At 49.8% G+C, this 15,913-nt stretch carries 12 protein-coding genes and 4 tRNA genes; all 16 read right to left on the bottom strand.

Annotation, left to right across the window (positions count from 1 at the left end):
• Positions 1–157: 157 nt before the first annotated feature.
• Complete coding sequence (gene rpsG, locus ACN0YH_RS11370; protein WP_417379683.1) at positions 158–637, bottom strand: 30S ribosomal protein S7; 480 nt, start codon at positions 635–637, stop codon at positions 158–160.
• A 90-nt stretch (positions 638–727) separates the two neighbouring features.
• Positions 728–1,099, bottom strand: a complete 372-nt coding sequence (rpsL, locus tag ACN0YH_RS11365) for a 30S ribosomal protein S12 (RefSeq protein ID WP_002649821.1) — start codon at positions 1,097–1,099, stop codon at positions 728–730.
• A gap of 228 nt (positions 1,100–1,327) precedes the next feature.
• Complete coding sequence (gene rpoC, locus ACN0YH_RS11360; RefSeq protein WP_417379682.1) at positions 1,328–5,689, bottom strand: DNA-directed RNA polymerase subunit beta'; 4,362 nt, start codon at positions 5,687–5,689, stop codon at positions 1,328–1,330.
• 99 nt (positions 5,690–5,788) lie between these two features.
• Positions 5,789–9,505: a DNA-directed RNA polymerase subunit beta gene (gene rpoB / locus ACN0YH_RS11355; protein ID WP_417379681.1), complete on the bottom strand. Its 3,717-nt coding sequence runs from the start codon at positions 9,503–9,505 to the stop codon at positions 5,789–5,791.
• Positions 9,506–10,031: 526 nt separating this feature from the next.
• Complete coding sequence (gene rplL, locus ACN0YH_RS11350) at positions 10,032–10,439, bottom strand: 50S ribosomal protein L7/L12 (RefSeq protein WP_417379680.1); 408 nt, start codon at positions 10,437–10,439, stop codon at positions 10,032–10,034.
• Positions 10,440–10,573: 134 nt separating this feature from the next.
• Positions 10,574–11,092, bottom strand: a complete 519-nt coding sequence (gene rplJ, locus ACN0YH_RS11345) for a 50S ribosomal protein L10 (RefSeq protein WP_417379679.1) — start codon at positions 11,090–11,092, stop codon at positions 10,574–10,576.
• 75 nt (positions 11,093–11,167) lie between these two features.
• Complete coding sequence (rplA, locus tag ACN0YH_RS11340) at positions 11,168–11,872, bottom strand: 50S ribosomal protein L1 (RefSeq protein ID WP_417379678.1); 705 nt, start codon at positions 11,870–11,872, stop codon at positions 11,168–11,170.
• 93 nt (positions 11,873–11,965) lie between these two features.
• Positions 11,966–12,391: a 50S ribosomal protein L11 gene (gene rplK / locus ACN0YH_RS11335; protein ID WP_417379677.1), complete on the bottom strand. Its 426-nt coding sequence runs from the start codon at positions 12,389–12,391 to the stop codon at positions 11,966–11,968.
• Positions 12,392–12,460: 69 nt separating this feature from the next.
• Positions 12,461–13,045, bottom strand: a complete 585-nt coding sequence (gene nusG, locus ACN0YH_RS11330) for a transcription termination/antitermination protein NusG (RefSeq protein WP_417379676.1) — start codon at positions 13,043–13,045, stop codon at positions 12,461–12,463.
• Between the two features lie 175 nt (positions 13,046–13,220).
• Positions 13,221–13,652, bottom strand: coding sequence for a preprotein translocase subunit SecE (secE, locus tag ACN0YH_RS11325; protein WP_417379675.1), 432 nt, complete (start codon positions 13,650–13,652; stop codon positions 13,221–13,223).
• A gap of 129 nt (positions 13,653–13,781) precedes the next feature.
• A tRNA-Trp gene (locus tag ACN0YH_RS11320) sits at positions 13,782–13,854 on the bottom strand.
• 88 nt (positions 13,855–13,942) lie between these two features.
• Positions 13,943–14,098 (bottom strand): 50S ribosomal protein L33, encoded by a 156-nt coding sequence (gene rpmG, locus ACN0YH_RS11315; protein ID WP_144980952.1) that lies wholly within the window; start codon positions 14,096–14,098, stop codon positions 13,943–13,945.
• Positions 14,099–14,215: 117 nt separating this feature from the next.
• A complete protein-coding gene (gene tuf / locus ACN0YH_RS11310; protein ID WP_417379674.1) occupies positions 14,216–15,412 on the bottom strand; it encodes an elongation factor Tu in 1,197 nt (398 codons plus the stop codon).
• Positions 15,413–15,564: 152 nt separating this feature from the next.
• Positions 15,565–15,637 (bottom strand) — tRNA-Thr (locus ACN0YH_RS11305).
• A gap of 38 nt (positions 15,638–15,675) precedes the next feature.
• Positions 15,676–15,746 (bottom strand) — tRNA-Gly (locus ACN0YH_RS11300).
• Between the two features lie 36 nt (positions 15,747–15,782).
• Positions 15,783–15,864, bottom strand: a tRNA-Tyr gene (locus ACN0YH_RS11295).
• Positions 15,865–15,913: the final 49 nt, after the last annotated feature.

The following is a 15,913-nucleotide window of genomic DNA, read 5'->3' as shown; positions in this document are numbered from 1 at the left end:
ATGCACACCAGACAGCAATTCATCATTACTGCCTGAAACCCAATTTATACAAACCAGATGTTACGATTTCCGGATTCGCCCGGGATCAAAAAAAAAGACGCACAAAGTAATGGCGCGAGAGCCTTACCAGTGCGTCTTAATGATCGATTAACTTACCTTAGCGTGAGAAAGCGAAGTGAGCAAATGCCTTGTTCGCTTCAGCCATTCGATGAATGTTCTCACGTGTTGTCATGGCTGTCCCCTCTTTCTTGTGAGCGGACATGATCTCATCGGCCAGACGGACTTCCATTGGACGCCCCTTCTTGCCACGAATGGCAGCCAGAAGCCAGCGAATCGCCAGGGTCTGCTGACGCTTGGGATTCACGGGAGTTGGAACCTGGTAAGTCGCACCACCGACGCGCTTGGATCGAACTTCCACGCTGGGCTTCACATTTTCGACAGCCTGTGTGAAAACTTCAATCGGCTCTAAATCGGGAACCTTTTCCTTGATACGCTCCAAGGCATCATAAAAAACGTTCTGAGCAACGCTCTTCTTGCCATCGTGCATCAGGCAGTTAACAAACTTGGAAGCCAGCAGCGAATTGAACCGCGGATCTGGCTTCAGCTGAGTCGCACTGGCTGTAAACTTCTTGCCCATTCCAACTTTTCCTCTGACAGTAATTTCAGTGCCCCGATAGAACACTGACAAATGTGATCAAATATTAAATGCAAGTATTGAAACCAAGGCTTACTTAGGGCGCTTGGTACCGTAACGGCTACGTGCCTGACGACGATCATTCACACCCAGCGTATCCAGAACACCGCGGATGACCTTGTAACGCACACCCGGCAAGTCGCGAACACGACCACCACGTACCAGCACAATCGAGTGCTCCTGCAGGTTGTGACCTTCACCGGGAATATAAGCTGTCAGTTCTTTCCCATTGGAAAGACGGACACGGGCCACTTTACGCAAGGCGGAGTTTGGCTTTTTCGGGGTGACGGTTTTCACCTGCAGACAGACCCCACGCTTCTGCGGACAACCTTCCAGCAGAGGAGTTTTACTCTTGGAGATCTGTTTTTTTCTTGGCTTACGAATCAACTGATTAATCGTTGGCATCTGAAACAATCCATCTTCGTTCAAAACTTGAACTACAATAAACACTTCTATTTACATGCAGCCATCGAAACAAATGACCACTTTATTCGCCTCTTTTCCGTACCTCTCACCGGAGACAGGAACGGGACAATGTATCCAGCCCGAACGCATCCGTCAAGTCTCACACCTGATCCAATTTCTGATCAAAGGCAATCGACTGATCCGTCATATCGTTCGGACTGCTACACCTTATTCTTCATACGGATTCGGACTGGGTGGAGTACTTTCCACTGAGGGATCAACTCCTCCCTGCCCATAATCTTCCACTTCCTGAACGCCTCCCAGGGGAACCGGTTTATCAGGCTGCACTTCGTTCAGCAGACTCATGCGAGCTGCCAGAATCCGTTCTTTTTCTGCTTTCAGTTCTTCCAGAGCTTCCGGACGAATTCGTACTTCCGCAGTCTGATGCTGATAGAAACCAGTTCCTGCCGGCACGAGGTGCCCCAGAATCACATTTTCCTTCAGACCTACCAGGTAGTCGACACGCCCAGCCAGAGCAGCTTCGGTCAATACTTTGGTCGTTTCCTGGAAACTGGCAGCCGAGATAAAGCTTTCGCTCTGTACGGAAGCCTTGGTAATCCCCAGTAACTGCGAACTGGCAGACGCCGGTCGCGGCTTGGTAAAGCTGGCGGGACCCTGCCCTGCCAGTTCTACCTGGGCATTCACTTCTTCAATTGTCGCCAGTGGAACCAGGTCGTCTGGCTGGAAGTCGGTATCACCCGAATCCACAACCTTGACACAGACACTGGTCTCTTCGTTGATTTTCTGGAAGGTCAACTTATCCAGCACGATACCCGGCAGCAGATTGGTATCACCCACATCTTCTACCATCACCTTGCTTAACATGCGGGAGATAATAATTTCCAGATGCTTATCGTCGATCGTCACACGCTGTGCACGATAGACGTTCTGAATTTCATGCAGCAGGTACTGCTGGACGGCTTCGGTACCACTCACACGTAAAATGTCGTGAGGTACCAGAGGACCACGCACCAGGGCATCGCCGGCTTTCACCAGGTCGCCCGCGTGCACCAGCAGATGCTTACCGTGAGGAATGACGTGCTCCACTTCGGTTCCGTCTTCTCCACGGACAATCACGATTCGCTTACCGCGTTTCTTTTCCGGAACGAATTCGACTTCACCGTCGATTTCGGCCAGAACGGAGGGGTCTTTCGGACGACGTGCTTCGAACAGCTCCGTCACACGAGGCAGACCACCGGTAATATCCTGGGTACCGGAAGATTCACGTGGATTCTTTGCCACCACGGTACCCGCGGTGATTTGCTGCCCTTCATCCACTTCGATACTGGCCTTTTCAGGCAGGTAATAGAAGTCAAGAATTTTCCCGGTACCGTCTTCGATGATAATCTGCGGATGCAGTTCACCTTTATGCTCAATAATCGAACGCCGCACGTGACCACTGGGGTCTTTATCCGTACGAATGGTTTTACCTTCCACACATTCCTCATACCGGACACGACCACCAACTTCGGCCAGAATGGAGATAGAGTGAGGGTCCCACTGACAGATCACCTGACCATCAGAAAGCTCATCACCTTCGTTGACCATCAGAGTCGCACCGTTGGGAATGGTATACCGTTCGAGCTCACGCCCCTTGGGGTCGTTAATCAGGACTTCACCATTACGTGTCAGCACAACGCTCAGGCCTTCACTGTTAACCACAGATCGGATACGGGCAAAGCTCACTTTACCGGCACGACGGGTGCGGATTTCGTTTTCTTCCACTTCACGGGATGCAGTCCCACCGATATGGAACGTACGCATTGTCAGCTGAGTACCAGGTTCACCCACACTCTGTGCAGCGATAATCCCGACAGCCAGACCTTCTTCCACCAACGAACCTGTTGACAGGTCCATCCCGTAACACAGACGGCAGAGCCCCAGTGATGATTCACAGGTCATCGGACTGCGCACCTGAATTTTCTCCAGTCCCATCTCTTCAATGCGTCGGGCGATTTCGACTGTGATCAGTTCGTTTTCACGGACAATCACCTCGTCAGTAATCGGATCGACAATATTCGTACGACTGACACGACCACGGATCGCATCGGTCAGACTCATTTCAACCTTCTCACCACGATAGACTACCCCACGGGTCATACCCTGGGTCGTACCACAGTCATGTTCGGTCACAACCACGTTCTGACAGATATCTGCCAGCTTACGTGTCAGGTAACCGGAGTCCGCAGTTTTCAGAGCCGTATCCGCCAGACCTTTTCGTGCACCGTGAGTCGAGCTGAAGTACTCGAGTACAGTCAGACCTTCACGGAAGTTCGCCTTAATGGGAGTTTCAATAATTTCCCCACTCGGCTTGGCCATCAGACCACGCATACCACCAAGCTGACGCATCTGTTCGATACCACCACGAGCACCTGAGTTTGACATCAGATAGATCGGGTTCACGTACTTGCCGTTTTCACGGTAGTCGTTTTCCAGCTCATGCATCATGGAGGTCGTAATCAATTCGCGAGCGTGGGTCCAGGTATCGAGCACCTGGTTATAACGCTCTTCCGAAGTAATCAGACCACGGTCATACAGTTTATTTTTCTGCAGGACAGTCTTTTCTGAATCACCAATTACCTTGGCCTTGTTCGGCGCGGTCTTCAAGTCGCTCGTCGCGAATGACAAACCACTCAAAGTTGATTCACGGAAACCGGTCTCTTTCATCTTGTCGAGCAGGTTAATCGTTTCCCGCCGTCCCAGTTCAAGATAGCAGTCAGAAATCACATTGGACAGATCGCGACCTTTCATGGTGAGGTTATAAAAGGCCATCTTCCGGGGCAGAATGTCATTGAAGATCACACGCCCGACGGTCGTTTCAATCAAACCACCCATCTTGAAGTCATCTGCCCCGTCACCTTTAATCCGCTTATCAGAGGGCATACGCACTTTGATAATGGCATGGCGATCAAGTGCACGCTGCTGGAAGGCGGCGTGTACTTCGTTCACACAGGAGAAGATCATCCCTTCCCCTTTTCGCTCTGTCTTTTTGAGCGTGAGGTAGTAGCAACCCATCACGATATCCTGCGAAGGACGAATAATGGGAGCACCATCAGAAGGACTGAAGATGTTATTCGTAGCCAGCATCAACGTAGTTGCTTCCACCTGGGCTTCAATCGAGAGCGGCAGGTGAACCGCCATCTGGTCACCGTCGAAGTCGGCATTGAACCCACCACAAACCAGCGGATGGACGCGAATCGCGTTTCCTTCCACCAGAATCGGCTCAAATGCCTGAATGCCCATACGGTGCAAAGTCGGAGCCCGGTTCAGCAGTACTGGATGATTCTGAATGACTTCATCCAGGATATCCCATACGTCCTCATCCTTACGCTCCAGCATGCGTTTGGCTGACTTGATTGTGTCAGCATGGCCGCTGTCTTTCAAACGACGAATAATGAAAGGCTGGAACAGTTCCAACGCAATTTTCTTGGGCAGACCACACTGATGCAGTTTCAGCTCGGGCCCCACCACGATCACACTTCGTGCCGAATAGTCAACACGTTTACCCAAAAGGTTCTCACGGAAACGTCCCTGCTTACCTTTGATCATGTCAGTCAGTGACTTCAAAGGCCGGTTGGAGGAACCCAGGACCGGACGTTTGCAGCGGTTGTTATCAAACAATGCATCGACTGACTGCTGCAGCATGCGTTTTTCGTTCCGCACGATAACTTCAGGTGCATTCAGGTCAACCAGTTTTTTCAAACGGTTGTTTCTGTTGATAATTCGACGATACAGGTCATTCAGGTCGCTGGTGGCAAAGTTGCCGGAATCCAGAAGTACCAGCGGACGCAAATCGGGAGGAATCACAGGGATCACTTCCAGCACCATCCACTCAGGACGGTTGTCACTGTCCCGTAACGATTCCACAATCTTCAGGCGTTTGATGTAATCTTTACGCTTCTGCTGGCTGGCTGTCTCAAACAGATCCTTGCGGAGCTGGACAGACAATTCGACCAGGTTCAAACTCATCAACAGCTTTTTGATGGCTTCGGCACCCATTTCGATTTCGAAAGCACCGGGACCGTACTTGGCCTGATTCTGGCGTGCTTCTTCTTCGGTCATGGTCTGACATATTTCCAGGGGAGTATCCCCGGGATCGGTGACGACATAATCCTGGAAGTAAACGACCTTCTCCAGGGCGGTCGTCTTCATATTCAACAATGCACCCAGGCGGCTGGGCATGGATTTGAAGAACCAGATATGCACGATGGGCGCAGCCAGCTCGATGTGCCCCATACGTTTTCTACGGACGCGACTGTGAGTCACTTTCACACCACAACGGTCGCAGATCATGCCTTTGTACTTCATGCCCCGGTATTTTCCGCAGGCACATTCCCAGTCTTTCTCAGGACCAAAAATTCGCTCGCAGAACAGACCATCCCGTTCGGGGCGGTAGGTTCGATAGTTAATGGTTTCCGGCTTCTTGACTTCGCCGAATGACCAACTCCGAATATCATGAGGACTGGCCAGCCCAATTTTAACTGAACCGTAATCGTTAATTCGCTCGTAAGCTGTCTGTGCAACACTCACTGTGCACGCTCCTTATTTTCTGAACTAATTATGATCAGACATTGATCCTGAAAAAGAAAACATCACGCTTGCCGCATTCCCCTGATTCCCGGGAACGCGTTAACCAGGATTCTTTTCCAGTTGTAGATTCAAACCAAGTCCACGGATTTCGTTGTTTAGCACGTCAAAGCTGGCTGGCGTACCGGCTTCCAATGTATTCTCGCCATTCACCATTGATTCATAAATCTTGGTTCGGCCTTCGACATCATCACTCTTCACAGTCAGTAATTCCTGCAGAATGTAGGCTGCACCGTAAGCTTCCAAAGCCCAGACTTCCATTTCCCCGAATCGCTGACCACCGAACCGGGCTTTACCACCCAGAGGCTGTTGTGTAATCAATGAGTAAGGACCAGTCGAACGGGCATGAACCTTATCATCCACCAGGTGGTGAAGTTTCAGCATGTAAATCTGACCCACGGTCGTTTTCTGCTCATAGGCTTCACCTGTACGACCATCAAACAACTGTGCTTTTCCATCCTTAGGCAGACCGGCTGTTTCCAGGAAGTCCTGAATCTGTGATTCCATGGCCCCGTCAAAGACCGGACAGACAGCCCGGAAGCCATGCTTCTCAGCAGCCCAACCCAGGTGGGTCTCGAGAATCTGCCCCACGTTCATACGACTGGGAACCCCCAGCGGATTCAACATGATGTCGATCGGTGTACCATCTTCGGTAAACGGCATGTCTTCGATCGGCAGAACTTTGGAGATCACCCCTTTGTTACCGTGACGACCAGCCATCTTGTCACCGACAGAGATCTGGCGTTTCGATGCGACGTAAACCTTGACCATCTGCAACACGCCGTTTGGCAGCTCTTCACCACGCTTCATGCTGTTAACACGCTGGTCACAGGTATCAATCACGTCTTCCACGTTCGGCCACAGATCTTCAATCACAGCACGACAGTCTGCTTTTTTCTGTGGGCTGCGAATATCCATGTCATCCAGGTGAGACAGGAAATCATGTGCATACTGCGATACGAATTTGTCTTCCGGAACTTCACGAATCTTGCGACCATCGTCATCCACCATAGGCTGCCCTAAAGCGTTCTCGAATGTCTTAAGGAAATCACGGAACTCTTCCGCAATCTGGTGATCGCCTTGTTCTTCGACCTTCTTCAGCTCTTCGTCATACTGCTTGCGTTCGTAATCGGTCAAGCTCATGCGACGGGCGAATTTTTCTGTGTGAATCACAATCCCTTCCACACCACTGGATGCTTCCAGAGATTCGTTTTTGACGTCTTCGCCAGCTCGCCCGAAAATGGCATGCAGCAGTTTTTCTTCAGGCGTCAGTTCCGCTTTGGCTTTGGGTGATACTTTACCAACCAGAATATCGCCCTGGCGGACGCGGGTACCAACTTTGATAATGCCGTCTTCACTGATATGACGCAGCGCCTTTTCACTGACGTTGGGAATATCACGGGTGAATTCTTCACGCCCCAGTTTGGTTTCGCGAATTTCCACATCAAACTCATCGATATGAATCGATGTGTAAACGTCTTCTTTCACCAGGCGTTCTGACAGGATGATCGCGTCTTCAAAGTTGTAACCATCCCATGACATGAAACCAACCAGCACATTACGGCCCAATGCCAGCAAACCATCGGCGGCAGCAGCACTGTGACAGAGAATCTGCCCTTTCTTCACCTGATCACCTACACTGACGGCAGGCGTCTGGTTCAGACAGGTTCGCTCGTTAAGACCTTCATATTTCCGCAGACGATATTTCTTGCCGTTCACTTCAACAACATTACCATCCACGTAGGTCACCTTGCCGGCCTTTTCGGCACGAACGACCATTCCGGAGTTCTGAGCAACCGCAACTTCCATCCCGGTTCCCACCAGGGGTGGCTCGGCAATCAGCAGAGGCACGGCCTGGCGTTGCATGTTCGACCCCATCAAAGCACGGTTCGCATCGTCGTGTTCCAGGAACGGAATCAAACCGGCTGAGATCCCGACCATCTGAGCAGGGTCCACGTCGATGTAATCAACATCGCCGCCGGCAATCCAGACCACGTCATCACGGAAGCGGGCCATAACCCGGTCTTCGATAAACTTACCATTTTCCACGGGAGTGTCAGCAGGAGCCACATGGACCTCGGCTTCTTCATCGGCACGCATCCAGTGCACTTCGTCAGTCAACTTACCATTTTTGACAAAACGATAGGGTGTCACCAGGAAACCGTAATCATCGACCTTGGAAAAGATACTCAAACTGGAAATCAGACCAATATTGGTACCTTCCGGTGTCTCAATCGGACAGATCCGACCATAGTGAGAAATATGCACATCGCGAACTTCGAAGCCGGCACGTTTCCGGTTCAAACCACCAGGCCCCAAGGCAGACAGACGACGTTCGTGAGTCAGCATGGAAAGCGGGTTTGTCTGGTCAACCACCTGCGACAGCTCACTGCGACCAAAGAAGAAATCGATGGCTGCCGAAACACTCTTTGGGTTAATCAGCGTACGGGGAGACATTTCCTCAACGTCTTTTTGAGTCATGCGTTCCTGTACGGTACGACGCAGTTTCAGAAACCCTTTACGAATTTCATCTGAAGCCAGTTCGTCGATCGTACGCAGACGACGGTTACCAAGGTTATCGATGTCATCCACATAGGCAGATGATTCACCCACACGCAATCGTACGAGATAGCGAATGGAATTGATAAAGTCTTCCGGACGCAGAGTCATTTCCGTATCGGGAACGTCCTGCTTGAATTTACGGTTGATACGGAATCGACCAACACGGCCCAGGCGATAGCGGTTCACATCAAAGAATTTCTCTTTGAACAGATCAATCGCACGTTCCAGTTGAGGAGGGTTTCCAGGACGCAAACGGGAATAAATTCGCAGCAAGGCCTCTTCGTGACTGCCAGTCGGATCTTCGGCAATACTCTGCAGCACGAGCAAGTCATTGACTTCTTCCACGACCTCAACTGTTTTCAACCCTGTGTCGACGATCTCGTCGATCAGTTCTTCCGTGATTGTTCCGCAGCAATCCAGAATAATTTCACCACAACGATCATGGCCGGCTGGATAGACCACGTCTTCTGCGACAATCTTTCCGAGCAGCTTTTCCATGGCGTTACTGGATGAAATTTTTTCCGATTTCGTATCGTAGAACAGTTTCACCAGGTCGGTATCAGAAGAATAATCCTTGGACATGGCCCGCAGCAGGGTCATGGCAGAGAACTTACCACTCTGGTCAATACGTACTCCCAGCGTATCCTTCTTGCTTACAACCAGCTCAATCCAGCTGCCTCGCTCCGGAATAACACGACAGGAATACTCTTTCTTTTCACCAGGTTCGGAACTCAGCACAAAGTCAACGCCCGGCGAACGATGCAACTGGCTGACGATACAACGCTCAGCCCCGTTGATGATGAATTCACCACCACCGATCATCACAGGCAAATCGCCCAGATACACTTCCTCTTCAATCGGTTGCTCTTTCACCAGTCGCAGCCAGACCCGAAAAGGACGACCATAGGTCATACGTAACTGACGACATTCAGTGGGAGTATAGCGGGGCTTACCCAGTTCATACTTAACGTACTCCAACTGGTATTGTCCCTGATAGCTCTCGATCGGGAATATCTCACGAAGAATTTCTTCCAGACCCTGATTTTTTCGCTCGCGCGGCGATTTATCAGCCTGAAGAAAACTCGCATAGGACGATGTCTGAATTTGTGTTAAATCAGACAACTCAAAACTATGTTCAATCTTACCAAAGTTTTTGACAGTTTGAGTGGGGATAGTTCGCTGTGCTGGAATCGGCATTAAGATGTTCTTTTCTACTTACCTGGTGCCAGATGTGGAAATGCTCTGCGCAGTGGACGCGGAAGGACCGACAGAGCACAAACCAAGAATAGCGAGGAGCCGCAGCGCGCACCTCGAGAGAATACAGCCCCGAATGCTGCATTAAAAGCGAATCGCTTGAATAAATTAAAGCCTGATAAATCGCTCAATACTACTTTGCTATTCAAAAGAGAGTGCAATGAGTCGATTGCTTAGACCATATGGGACTGAAACGATGACTGATCGAAGCAGATAAACTTACGGAAACAAAATAGGAAGCAGCATCAACACGTAACGAAAACAAGCTCCTGTAACACAGCCACTCAAGATTACTTTCGAACACAACCCGACAGAATCGCGCGCCCCTACTCACAATCATTGTAAACGGTGCCACAGAACACTTCAATCATACGCAGAAAAAAACCATATGTACACACAGGCAGAAACCTGACCTGTGCCAATCAAACTCGGCACAGGTCAGATCCAGATGGCTTTTTTCAGTGATTGACTACTTAACTTCAGCAGAACCACCGGCTTCTTTGACTTCTTTCACCAGAGCTTCAGCATCTTCTTTGGAAATGCCTTCTTTCAATGGCTTAGGAGCACCTTCGACCAGGTCTTTTGCTTCTTTCAGTCCCAGGCCTGTGGCCGCACGGACGATCTTAATTACTGGAATTTTGTTATCACCAAAACCAGTCAGGATGACGTCAAATTCTGTCTTTTCTTCAGCGGCAGGACCAGCATCAGCAGCAGGACCAGCCATCATGACAGCGCCACCGGCGGCAGCTTTAATACCGTGAACTTCGTCGAGGTATTCAGCCAGATCTTTAGCCTGGAGCAATGTCAATCCAGCAATTTTGTCACCCAGTTCTTTGGTTTCTTCACCAAATTCAGTTGTTGCTTCGGCTGTCGCCATCTTCTCTTTCCTTTCGCACGAATGCGTAAAATAAAATCTCTCAACAATGTAAATTGAATCAACGCTGCTTTGCCTCAGCAGCCGTTGCTGCAAATTTCGACAATGAAATCATAACCCCCGATGAAATCAGCGAATTATGACTCTTCCCCTTCAGAGATCGTCTTAATCTGCCCTGCAAGGGTCCCACCAGGACCTTTGATCGCCCCTGCCAACTGTGCACCCGGTCCAAGGATCCGGGAGACAATTTCGCCGATCAATTCCATTCGACCAGGGCTCTTACTCAACTTTGTAACATCATCCGATGACAGCGGTGTTCCTTCTGTCACACCACCTTTAATCTCCAGTTCGCCGATATCAGAAGCCCACTTTGTCATTTCCTTAGAGAGGGCAACAATATCTTCCCCACCCCAGATCAATGTGGATGGTCCTTTCAGAACATCATCCAGGCCTTCAACGCCGATATTCGCCAGAGCACGACGTGCCAGAGAATTTTTCACTGTCAGGGCTGCAATCCCCTTCTCCTGCAGCTTGAGACGAAAACCGTTTTCAGTAATCGCATCCACTTTTGCAGAATCAACCACGACGAAGTCGCGGACTTCGTTGATCTGAGATTGAATCTCGGAGATGATCATGTCTTTTACAATTTTACTCATTAGATCTCTTCCAGCTTATGAAACGCCGAAAACTGTTTCTTTGTTTTGATAATGATTTTCAGATGACTGCTGTGCTTAGAGAGCAACTGAAATCCCAGGACTCATTGTCGCTGAAATAGCAACATTTCGCACATAAGCCCCCTTCACGGACGAAGGTCGCAGCGAATCCAGAAACTTCAACATTGCCTGAATATTCTCTACCAGCTGATTTTCATCGAACGAGAGCTTCCCCACGCGGCAATGCACGTTTCCACCGGCATCCACACGAAACTCAACCTTACCCGCCTTGTAATCCTGAACTGCGGTACCCACATCCTGGGTCACGGTACCAGCACGGGGAGATGGCATCAGGCCACGAGGCCCCAGCACACGCCCCAGTGGACCAACCACTCCCATCATGTCGGGAGTCGCGATGGCCACATCGAAATCGAGCCAGCCACCTTTGATTTTCTCTGCCAGATCTTTCCCGCCAACCGCATCCGCACCGGCGGCTTCAGCAGCTTCTGCATTTGCCCCTTGAGCAAACACAACCACTCGCTGGGTCTTACCAATACCATGTGGCAGGTTAATCGAACCACGCACCAGCTGATCTGCCTGGCGTGGATCAACACCCAGCCGCACAGCCAGTTCAACAGTCTGGTCCATTTTGACAGGCTTGATCTTCGCGGGCAGATCGCCTTCGAGAGACTTCAGTACACCGACAGCCTCTTCCAGACCGACCGTACCGACGCCAGCCAGTTTTTCGTGATAAAACTTAATTCGCTTGGATTGTTTTCCCATGACTCTCTATCCGACTAAACGTGAGATGGATTTATAATTTTCGCCTGCATCATAATGCAACCCTTCCTGACAGAAGGCATACTGCAGACCAGTTTATTTTTCGACTTCAAGTCCCATACTGCGAGCAGTACCGGCAATAATCTTGGCAGCCTGATCAAGGTCCGGAGCATTCAGATCCGCGAACTTGGTCTTGGCAATCTCCTTCAACTGGGCCATTGACACAGTACCGACCTTGTTCTTCTTGGGATTGCCTGATCCCTTTGCAATCTGAGCAGCCTGCTTCAGCAATACAGCCGCTGGAGGGCTCTTCATCACAAAGTCAAACGAACGATCGTTATACACACTGATGACAACAGGAATCGTAGTCCCGGCCATGTCTTTGGTACGTTCGTTGAATTGCTGCACGAACTGACCAATATTGACACCGTGAGGCCCCAGGGCTGTACCAACAGGAGGAGCCGGAGTCGCTGCACCACCGGGAATCTGAACTTTAATTTCTGCAACAAGCTGCTTAGCCATTCGACCGACTTTCAAAACACTTTATAAATAGATGGATCTTTACTGTTTAACCCAGGGCCGGACGGCCCGTTAAACTTTTTCAATTTGCCAGTACTCCAACTCCGTCGGAGTCGGGCGACTGAATATTTCGATCAGGACGGTTACTTTGCCACTGGCTTCATCAACCGCATCGATGGTTCCTTCAAACCCTTCGAAGGTGGCATCCTTCACCTTGACCACATCACCCACTTGAAAATCCAGTTTAATTTTAACTGGAGTCTCTTCTTTTGACTCTTCCCGTCCCAGCATGCGAGAAATCTCATGTTCCTGCATGGGAATCGGCTTTCCAGCGGCCCCGGTAAAATCCCCCACTCCATTTGTGGAACGGACCAGGTACCAGCTGTCATCATTCAGCTCGACCTGGATCATCAGATAACCGGGATACAGCTTTCGTTCAAAAACCCGCTTTTTTCCGCCTTTTGTTTCTACTACTTTTTCGGTGGGGATAATAATTTCCCCGAAGTATTCTTCCAGGCCATCCCGCTTAATGCCGCGTAACAGCGCGTCTCGAATGGACTTCTCCCGGTTGCTCTGCACCTTCAGTACGTACCAGAGGCGCTTTTCTGAGCCCTCCGGACTTTCAGAGGTCGGTTCAGAACCAGAATCATTACTCATGAGACACCTTTAAATAGGGTTTTCGAAACAGACAAAAACCCTGTTTGACTCTAATACTGCAATCCAGAAGACCGCAAAAAACAGGAATCGCTCATAATGAGCAGGAAGAACGATTTATTCAAGAAGCAGAGATCATAAATCTCTGTAATTCACTGAAAGGCCGACCGCTTCGCCATCAAATCTGCAAAAAGTTGATCAATCTGAAGAACCATTGCCAGAGCACGTCAAAGGCCAACAGCAAAAACGCTAAAAAAAACATAATCACAATCACGACTGTAGTAGACCGCCACAACTGATCCCAGGTCGCCCAGGTCACCTTGCCAATTTCCGCCTCCACCGAGATCAGAAAGTCGGCAAAACGAGGAAAATTGACCACCCGATATGACAACCAAGTAGAAACCACGACGACCGCAACAGCAATTCCCTTCTGCATTCCAGCAGACATCGCCAGCGGCAACACATTATAGAGTGAATAAGCGCCGAAAATGGAAATTGCCACCAGGCCAAGTGCAGTCAATTGACGAACCAGTCGCCCTTGATTTCTTTTATACAATCCGCCACTAACCAGAGTAGCTGAGAATGCTTGTTCTGTTTTGGATTTAGCCATAAAACCAGTTTACTAAAATATTTAAGAACAGAGGCGAATCAAAAAATCGCAAACCTGCTTTTTACCACGCCAGAGACACCAGAACTTTACACCCCAATGACCGCCCTGACAGCAAATGCAACATCAAAACACGGGCGGAGGGAATTGAACCCCCAACCGCTGGATTTGGAATCCAGTGCTCTGCCAATTGAGCTACACCCGTCTACCAGTCTGAACCAGCCAGATATTTTGACAACCGGAAGCAACTCTAGAAAACGACACCAGTCACAAAACCCCAACCAGCAAGACGTTTACTTCTTGCGAGACTCTTTGTGAAGAGTATGACGCCGCAGCTTTGGACAATACTTCATCAGTGAAAGCCGCTCCGTGCCACGAGTTTCCTTACTGACCCGATAATTTCGCATTCCGGTCTCAGTACATTCTAACCAAACATATTCACGTGCCATAACAGCCCTCAATCCCGACGGACATCAATATCGTAAATCAAATATAACCGGAAGGTGTCCACCCCATAAAAAACAGAGTGGACACCATTTATTCAACAGTGAAAGCGTCGCTCTCAACTACTCAACAATCTTAGTAACCACACCAGAACCTACAGTACGACCACCTTCACGAATCGCGAAGCGGCTACCTTCAGACATGGCGATTGGCTTGCCAAGCTCAACTTCAACTTCAACATTATCACCTGGCATACACATCTCTGCACCGCCGAGTAATGTTGTGGAACCAGTCACGTCAGTTGTACGGAAGTAGAACTGAGGACGGTAACCGTTGAAGAACGGAGTATGACGACCACCTTCGTCTTTACTCAGCACGTAAACCTGACCTTCAAACTTGGTGTGCGGAGGAATTGAACCCTTGGCAGCCAGAACCTGACCACGTTCAACATCTTCCTTCTTGGTACCACGCAACAAAATACCCACGTTGTCACCAGCCATACCCTCATTCAGAGTCTTCTGGAACATTTCCACGCCGGTACAGGTTGTTTCCTGTGTATCACGCAGACCAACGATTTCCACCTTGTCGCCCACAGTGATCTTACCCTGCTCGATACGACCAGTAACCACGGTACCACGACCAGCGATTGAGAACACGTCTTCAATCGCCATCAGGAATGGCTTATCAGCTTCACGCTCAGGAGCTTCGATATCGCTATCCAGAGCATCCATCAACTCGCCAATGCAGGCATTGAACTTCTCGTCTGCAGGATGATCGAGAGCACCCTTGGCGTTACCACGTACGATTGTAATCGAATCACCATCGAAACCGTACTTGGTCAGCAGTTCGCGTACTTCCATTTCAACCAGTTCGAGCAACTCTTCGTCGTCGACCAGGTCACACTTATTCAGAAAGACAACCAGCGAAGGCACATCTACCTGACGAGCGAGCAGAATGTGCTCACGCGTCTGAGGCATCGGGCCATCAGCAGCGGAGACCACCAGAATTGCACCATCCATCTGGGCAGCACCGGTGATCATGTTTTTGATATAGTCGGCGTGACCGGGACAGTCGATATGAGCGTAGTGACGAGTTTCGCTTTCGTACTCCACGTGACTCACAGCAATTGTCACAGTCTTGGTATCGTCACGAACGGTTCCGCCCTTCGCAACATCAGCATAACTCTTCATCTGGGCAAGACCCTTCTCGCTCTGTACCGCCAGCAAAGCTGTTGTCAGAGTTGTCTTACCATGGTCGATGTGTCCAATCGTACCTACGTTTACGTGCGGCTTTGTTCGCTCAAAGACTTCCTTAGCCATCTCTCTTTAAAACCCCTTTTTTAAACCTGACACAATGCCAGACTTAAACAATAAAACCAACAAAACAAATAGCGAGGTAAAAACAGGAGTCACCCCTCGCACGCAAGAGGCACACACCTCCTGATATTCACTTTATATAAATCAATTCAAAAAGCTGCTGATGGGACTTGAACCCATGACCTCGTCCTTACCAAGGACGCGCTCTACCAACTGAGCCACAGCAGCATTTTTTGATACACATTTCAAACGCATCGTTATTAAAAAGCGGGTGAAGGGAATCGAACCCTCACAACCAGCTTGGAAGGCTGGGGCTCTACCGTTGAGCTACACCCGCACAGCATCGTGACTCAGTCAAACTCCAATTTATTATTGGGGGAAGCAGGATTCGAACCTGCGAAGGCGTAGCCATCAGATTTACAGTCTGACCCCTTTGGCCGCTCGGGAATTCCCCCCAACCAGCCGAAGCTGGAATACTTAAACCGAATACCACAAATACTTTAA

Origin of the sequence: Gimesia sp., from assembly GCF_048262075.1 — a bacterium.
Lineage (GTDB): Bacteria > Planctomycetota > Planctomycetia > Planctomycetales > Planctomycetaceae > Gimesia.
Note: the sequence above shows the minus strand (reverse complement) of the source record. Positions and strands in the feature narration are given on the sequence as shown.